Source organism: Elusimicrobiota bacterium, from assembly GCA_040757695.1.
Taxonomy (GTDB): Bacteria; Elusimicrobiota; UBA8919; order UBA8919; family UBA8919; genus JBFLWK01.
Map to the genome: position 1 here is coordinate 24,606 of JBFLWK010000020.1, position 6,748 is coordinate 31,353.

The 6,748-nt window shown below is 34.5% G+C and carries 8 protein-coding genes and 1 pseudogene; all 9 read left to right on the forward strand.

Annotated features, from left to right (window positions below):
- Positions 1-38 precede the first annotated feature (38 nt).
- Positions 39-719, forward strand: coding sequence for a transposase (locus AB1349_05480; protein MEW6556791.1), 681 nt, complete (start codon positions 39-41; stop codon positions 717-719).
- A complete protein-coding gene (locus AB1349_05485; protein ID MEW6556792.1) occupies positions 720-1,220 on the forward strand; it encodes a hypothetical protein in 501 nt (166 codons plus the stop codon).
- A gap of 702 nt (positions 1,221-1,922) precedes the next feature.
- Positions 1,923-2,513 (forward strand): hypothetical protein, encoded by a 591-nt coding sequence (locus AB1349_05490; GenBank protein MEW6556793.1) that lies wholly within the window; start codon positions 1,923-1,925, stop codon positions 2,511-2,513.
- 62 nt (positions 2,514-2,575) lie between these two features.
- Positions 2,576-2,698: pseudogene (locus AB1349_05495) on the forward strand (tetratricopeptide repeat protein).
- The gene (locus AB1349_05500; GenBank protein ID MEW6556794.1) at positions 2,699-3,181 is read left to right on the forward strand and encodes a tetratricopeptide repeat protein; all 483 of its coding nucleotides are present in this window, start codon (positions 2,699-2,701) and stop codon (positions 3,179-3,181) included. It abuts the pseudogene before it with no gap.
- Complete coding sequence (locus AB1349_05505) at positions 3,181-5,199, forward strand: tetratricopeptide repeat protein (protein ID MEW6556795.1); 2,019 nt, start codon at positions 3,181-3,183, stop codon at positions 5,197-5,199. Before AB1349_05500 ends, AB1349_05505 begins: the two co-directional genes overlap by 1 nt.
- A gap of 128 nt (positions 5,200-5,327) precedes the next feature.
- A complete protein-coding gene (locus AB1349_05510; protein ID MEW6556796.1) occupies positions 5,328-5,636 on the forward strand; it encodes a hypothetical protein in 309 nt (102 codons plus the stop codon).
- 206 nt (positions 5,637-5,842) lie between these two features.
- Positions 5,843-6,154, forward strand: coding sequence for a transposase (locus tag AB1349_05515; protein ID MEW6556797.1), 312 nt, complete (start codon positions 5,843-5,845; stop codon positions 6,152-6,154).
- Positions 6,155-6,209: 55 nt separating this feature from the next.
- Positions 6,210-6,521 carry a hypothetical protein gene (locus AB1349_05520; GenBank protein MEW6556798.1) on the forward strand — a complete coding sequence of 104 codons (312 nt, stop codon included), beginning with the start codon at positions 6,210-6,212 and terminating at the stop codon, positions 6,519-6,521.
- Positions 6,522-6,748 lie beyond the last annotated feature (227 nt).

Below are 6,748 nucleotides of genomic sequence, written 5' to 3' on the forward strand. Positions count from 1 at the left end.
AAAGGGACGGGAAGGAATAAAGGGACGGAGCAAATAAAATGCCTCGTATATCAAGATTTGTTATTAATAATGGTATCTACCATATCTTAAGCAGAGGCCACAATCGGCAAGTTGTTTTTCATGAAAATGAGGATTATCAAAGATATCTCATGATTCTTGCTGATTGCAAACAAAATTATTCTATCAAATTGTATCATTATACTTTGATGCCAAATCATCCTCACTTAATATTAACATTACCAGAAGGTAAAATGTTAGCCAAAGCAATGCGGAAATTAAATCAATCATATGCACAGTATTACCGACGCAAATACGGAGGAATTGGTTACCTTTGGCAGGATAGATTCAAAAGTTTTGTTATTCAGAATGGGCTATATCTACTTGAATGCGGAAGATATGTAGAAACAAATCCAGTCAGAGCAGAATTGGTTGAAAGTCCAGAACAATATCCGTGGTCAAGTTACAGAGTTTATGTGTTTGGAGAGCGAAATCCAATATTAGATTTAAATCCTGAATACTTGCGTTTAGGGGAAACACCAGAAAAAAGACAGATAGCATATCGTGAGTTTGTTCTGTGTCGTATTATTGAAAAACGTTCTGAAAAGCGGTTTTTTAACGATGGTGTATATGGAAATAAAGAGTTTGCAGAACAAATGAAAAATTTTGGTCTAAAACCGAGATGGTCTCATAAAGGTAAACCGAAAAAGAGAGAATTGTAAGTGAAAAAACCGAGTTGGATAAAGATAATTTGCTCCGTCACTTTATTCTTAATTTGCTCCGTCCCTTTATTTGGTGGAAGTATTGCAACTACTTTTGTGGATGTCACATTACAGAACTTATCAATTAACAAGGAATATAAATTAGAACAGCCGCTGAAAGTAATAAACAGAAGCGATAAACCGCTTAATATCGTTATTTCTGTACAAATCCTTTCCGAAGTCAGTAGTCGGCGTTTAAACGCCGACTACCAGCCAATTGAGCATACGAACTGGCTAAAAGTTGTGCCTTCCACTTATACCTTACCAGCAGGTCAAACGGCTTCTTCAGATGTCTTTCTGAAAATACCGAAAAATAGAAAATTGCGAGGTAAAAGTTTTCAGGCAAATCTGGAAATCACGGGTTATCCTACTGAAAAAACAGGTGGTGTAACTTTCGTGCCATCGCTTTTGACAAAACTGCGTTTCTCAATTGAAAAAAAGAAGGGATTCTTGTTCTGGTGAAGAAAAAACATATCTTAATCTCAATTTTGGTTTTAATATCTGCTGGTTTTTTGATTTATTCCAACACGCTAAAAAATCCCTATCTATGGGATGATGGGCTTTTTATTCAGAATGGAAATTTCATAAAAAGGCTTGAAAATTGTTGGTTTTTCTTCTCGCCGAAAAATTATTTCAAGTACACGCAGGATTTTACATACCGCCCTTTACCCTTTTTGCTCCATATAGTTAATTACAAAATCTGGAATACAAAACCCCTCGGGCAGCGTATTACAAATGTCATATTACATATCGCTAATGCTGTTCTGATTTATTTTCTGGTTTTGTATCTTCTGCAAGATAACCCCAACAAGTTGGGGACTCCAATAAACCCGGAGTCCTCTGCTTGCAGAGGAGTAGTGCGACTATTTATGGTCACTTTTTTCAGTGCACTTTTTTTTGTTGTGTATCCTGTAAATACAGAAGTTGCGAATATGGTTTCTTTCGTTGAAACGCAATTATCAACACTGTTTTTCCTGCTTTCGTTATTTCTCTATATTAAAAATACTCGTAACTTTTATCTCCTATCTCCTATCTGCTTTTTTCTTGCTGTTTTTTGCAAGGAAACCGCAATAACTTTACCTGCTGTGCTCATTTTATATGATTTAATTTTACCACGAAAGCACGAAGACACGAAATTTGGATTTTTTTCGGAATTTCGTGTTTTTGTGGTTAAAAAAATATATTCCGTATTTTGCAGTTGCGGTTTTTTATTTGATTGTCAGGTTTTTTATTTTCAGACATCCAACAGAAGCAGCCATAAAATATCCCGGCGATAGTTTTCTTGTAAACATTTTTGTGATGCTTAAAGCACTACCTATATATTTAGGTATGATTTTTTATCCTGTTAATCTGTGTATGGAATACAGAATAAACATTCCAAAGTCAGTTTCTGAACCACAGATAATTTTCGGCTTAATTCTTGTAATAATTTTTGTTTTAGTGTCTTTCTACTGCTACAAAAAATCAAAATCTGCATTTTTCTGGCTAATGTGGATACCGATAGCATTTCTGCTAACTTCAAACATACTCCCGATGCAAAATATTGTTGCAGAAAGATATATGTATCTACCGCTTATAGGGATTTGTGTGCTTTTAGCATTATTATTAGAAAAAATCGGTAGCCGGCATTTAAATGCCGGCTACGGCTTGGTGGGGGGGTACTATTATATTATTGGCTACAATGACAATTATTCGCAACTTGGATTGGAAGAGCGATTTTGTTTTTTACCAAAAAACACTAGAACGGGTTCCTGATAGCCCCGGCATAAACTCAACAATAGGTCTGGTTTTGGGCAAAATATAAAAATTATCCAAAAGCATTTGAATATGTGAACTATGCACTCAAACTTGACCCTGAATTGGTTGACGGACAGGGTGCATTAGCGACAATCTATCAGGACTCCGGTGATTATGATAGAGCACTTGCTCTATATGAAAAAATGGTTAAAGAAAAAAAATATACCTATCATAAAGCGCCGTTTTTAAGTTTGGGAATTATCTATAAAATAAAAAAACAGTATCATAAATCAATACAAAATTTTAATAAGTCGATTGAAATGAATCCGCTTTCATCGGTTGGGTATGCACATCTTGCCGAGATTTATGAAACACAGGGCGATATTGATAAGGCAAAAGAATATTTTGAAAAATCTGCTGAGATAAATCCTGATGATTACATTCCGTTTAATTCACTCGGTATAATTTACAGTCAAAAAGGCATGCAAGATGAAGCATTAAAATATTTAAAAAAAGCGCTGAAACTAAAACCCAATTCTGTAGATGTTAACTTTAATATCGGGTATGCTTACTATTTAAGTTACAGATACGGTGAAGCATTAAGAATGTTGGAAAAGGTGCTCCAACTTAACCCAAATTATAAAAATGCAAAATTTATTATTCCGCAAATCAAAGGGCAAAAATAATGGGTATTGAAAAGAATTGGTTCTTGTTGTGTGGCATAATAATAGTTACTGTGATTATTTATTTCCCATCTCTTAAAGTACCATTTATTTTTGACGATATCGCCAAAATCGTTGAAAATCCTGACATAAGACAATTAAGCAATCTTAAAACTAAACTTTTTGAACCATATACTGATAAAAACAGATACATCAATAAAAACGACCCATCAAGACCTGTAGTATCATTAACATTTACTTTGAATTACTACTTCGGTAAATTGAACACATTCGGCTATCATTTGTTTAACCTTACTGTCCATATATTTAATATTATTTTGATATTTATCCTGACAAAAAAAATAATCTCTTTTTTCCCATCCACCCTTCTACCTTCTACCTTTTTACCCTTGTTTGTAGCATTTTTTTTTGCTGTTCATCCTGCTAATACGCATTCTGTAACATATATTTTTAGTCGGTCTGTGCTGTTATCCACACTGTTTTTTCTGCTTGCGGTGTTGCTATTCTTAAAATATGAAAAATCTCATATCTCATATCTCCTATCTCTTATCTGTTTCATTCTATCAGTATTTTCCAGGTCTGATGCTGTGGTTCTGCCTGTGATACTATTGGTATTTGACTATATTTTTTTGAGCCGACCATTAAGAATAGGATACCATCTGCCTTTTTGGATTTTGCTTGTTCTTTATCTACTATTTAAGCAATTTTATCTCGGTGGTATCGGCGATATAGAAGCATTAGAGTGTGCACTTCCAAACAGATTTGTATATCTTATGCTTCAACCACGTGCTATCTTGAAATACCTGAATTTACTTCTCATACCAACAGGATTGTGTATAGACCATCAGACATATTTAAGAACTTTTTTTGAGTTCAGAATCATAATTTCTTGGGTTTTACTAATATGTTTGTTTTTACTGATTTATATTACCTACAGAAAAAAAACAATCATATCTAAAATAACAGTAGTTGCTGGGTTATGGTTTTTCATTACTTTATTACCGACATCCAGTTTTTTCCCAACTACCAGTGATGTAGAAGAGAGACGACTATATTTTTCGGGCTATGGATTTTATCTATTACTTGGTTTGTTTTATTATTTTCTATTTTCAAGAATGCCAATAAATTGGCAACTACTGATAGGGCGAATAAATTCGCCCCTGCGTGTAGGGACTCAAACATCTATGATTTCCTGTATATCAAAAATCGGTAAAAAAGGAATTATAATTTTAGCAGGTTTATTAGTTGTACATCTAATTGCATTAGCAACCACTACATATAAACGAAACCAACTTTTTAACCAGCCGGCATTTTTATGGCAGGATGTTATAAAAAAATACCCTAACAATCCACGAGCATATTATAATTTAGCACTCATTAACTACGGACCATCTGATGACTATAAAAAAGCACTTCAACTATGTCAAAAAGCTGTAACAATCAGACCTGACTATGCAGAACTACACAATACGCTTGGTAACATATATTATATGCGAAAGGAATATGAAAAAGCATATCAGGAATTTAAGAAAGCGATTGAAATAAAACCACATCTTTCCGGAGCACACTATAATCTGGCTGTACTCTATCAAACTCGTAATGATTACTCAAATGCTATCATTGAATATAAAAAAGCAATTGAAATAAATCCATATCGGTTAGAAGCACATAACAATCTTGGCAATATATATTATACCCAGAAAGAATATGGGAATGCTATTCAAGAATATAAAAAAGTGATTGAATTAAATCCGGATTTAATATCAGCCCGCACTACTCTTGCTGAGATATATTACCTATTAAAAGAATATGATAACGCCTTACAAGAATACCAGAAAATTGTTGAAATGGACCCGAGTTCCGCAAAAGCACATAATAACCTCGGTGTTGTATATTATGCGAAAGGTGATTATCGCAATGCACTCAAACACTATCAGAAAGCCATTGAACTGGCCCCGGATTATTTTGATGCGCTTTATAATTTGAGCAAAACGAAATTAGTAATCAAAAAAAATGATTAAACCCAAAAATAGCAATATATTCAATTCTACCGGTTATACTTGTTACTATAACAGTCGTAATATTTTTTTATGGAATTATCTTCTTTAAAAAAATCTTTATCACAGGTGATTTAACTGGTTGCGATATTTTGGACCTCGGATATCCGTTCAAGTATTTTTTGTCACAAAATATTAAAGAAAAAGGTTTACCGCTCTGGTGTTCTAATGCTATGTGTGGGTTTCCTATCCACGCTAACGGCGAAGGTGGTTTTTTTTATCCTATAAATCTTCTATTTTTTATTTTATTATCTACACTCTCTGCATTTAATTGGAATATCATTATATCATTTCTTATTGCAAGTATATTCACTTATCTTTATGCTCGTAATTTAGGGCTTACTGAAAAATGCAAAAGCTTATTGAAATATAGACGGCAAAATAGTATAATAGGACATTAAAAATAACACAAAAACTGCAAGGAAAAACGGGAAAAGAGCCAAAAACCCTTGCAGTTTTGACAGTGAACGGAGGCAAAAAATGTCCTATAAATCAAAAGACCGTCGCACTGGAAACTTATTTTCGGAGTTATTGTCCGCCAGAGGCGGATCTGCCTCTGGCATGACCGTTTGGCGGGAAGTTGAATTCCGATAACCGGTGGATGAAGTTGCATGACATCATACCGTGGGACGAGTTAGAAAATATTTACAAGAAATATTTTTCTGATGTAGGTCGCCCTGGTAAAGACAGCCAGTTAATCAACGGGTTGATGATAGTAAAACATCAGAAGGTTATCAGTGATGAAGAAGTAGTAAAAGATTTTCTGGAGAATCCGTATATTCAATATTTTTGTGGATATGATCAGTTGGTGACGGAAAAAGAGATTGATTCATCAACATTGACGAGGATGAGAAAGCGATTAGGTATTGAGTATTTTCCACCTGGGGTGGATCTGCCTCAGGCATGCCAAAAAGTTTGAGAATAAGATATTCAGTTTATTAAAGGAACGGAAAATAATCAAAGCCAGCGAGCAGATGGTAGATGCGACGGTGTTTCCTGCAAATGTGACATATCCGACGGATACTGGACTATTGGAAAAGGTTCGTGTATGGTTAGTAGAAAAAATAAAAGCGGCATTTGTGCCATTAGGACGAAAAGGTTTGGTGACGAGAAAAATAGAGAAGTGGGTGAAGTGGAAGCAGAAAAGCCGAAGCAAAATTGAAGGATTTATTGGTGTTGTGAAAGTTCACCGCGGTTTAGAGCGACTGCTGTTCAAAAATGAGGAGTTAAATATTCGGTTAGGCTTTTTGGCGATGAATTTATCCACAGCGCTGGCAAGAATATAGAAAAATCAGACAAAATTATTAACAAGGCGACAGAAAAACGGTAGAAGCCGTTGGTCGCCGTTGTGAGATATTAACAGAAAAATAATTTTTCAGTAAGCCCTAAATTAGTGTTTATTCGTGTGCATTCGTGGACACACTATGTCAAGCGGTAGCTGAAATAAGTTTAAAGTTCTTTGACAAATCAGTGGAAATTGATTGTTTAGCAAAATTAGCGAGCAAAAAATTTT

Bases quoted from the DNA above. Each gene is read 5' to 3' on its own strand.
- AB1349_05500 (MEW6556794.1), top strand. From the start codon at position 2,699: ATGGTTAAAGAAAAAAAATATACCTATCATAAAGCGCCGTTTTTAAGT.
- AB1349_05520 (MEW6556798.1), top strand. From the start codon at position 6,210: ATGGTAGATGCGACGGTGTTTCCTGCAAATGTGACATATCCGACGGAT.
- AB1349_05480 (MEW6556791.1), top strand. From the start codon at position 39: ATGCCTCGTATATCAAGATTTGTTATTAATAATGGTATCTACCATATC.
- AB1349_05505 (MEW6556795.1), top strand. From the start codon at position 3,181: ATGGGTATTGAAAAGAATTGGTTCTTGTTGTGTGGCATAATAATAGTT.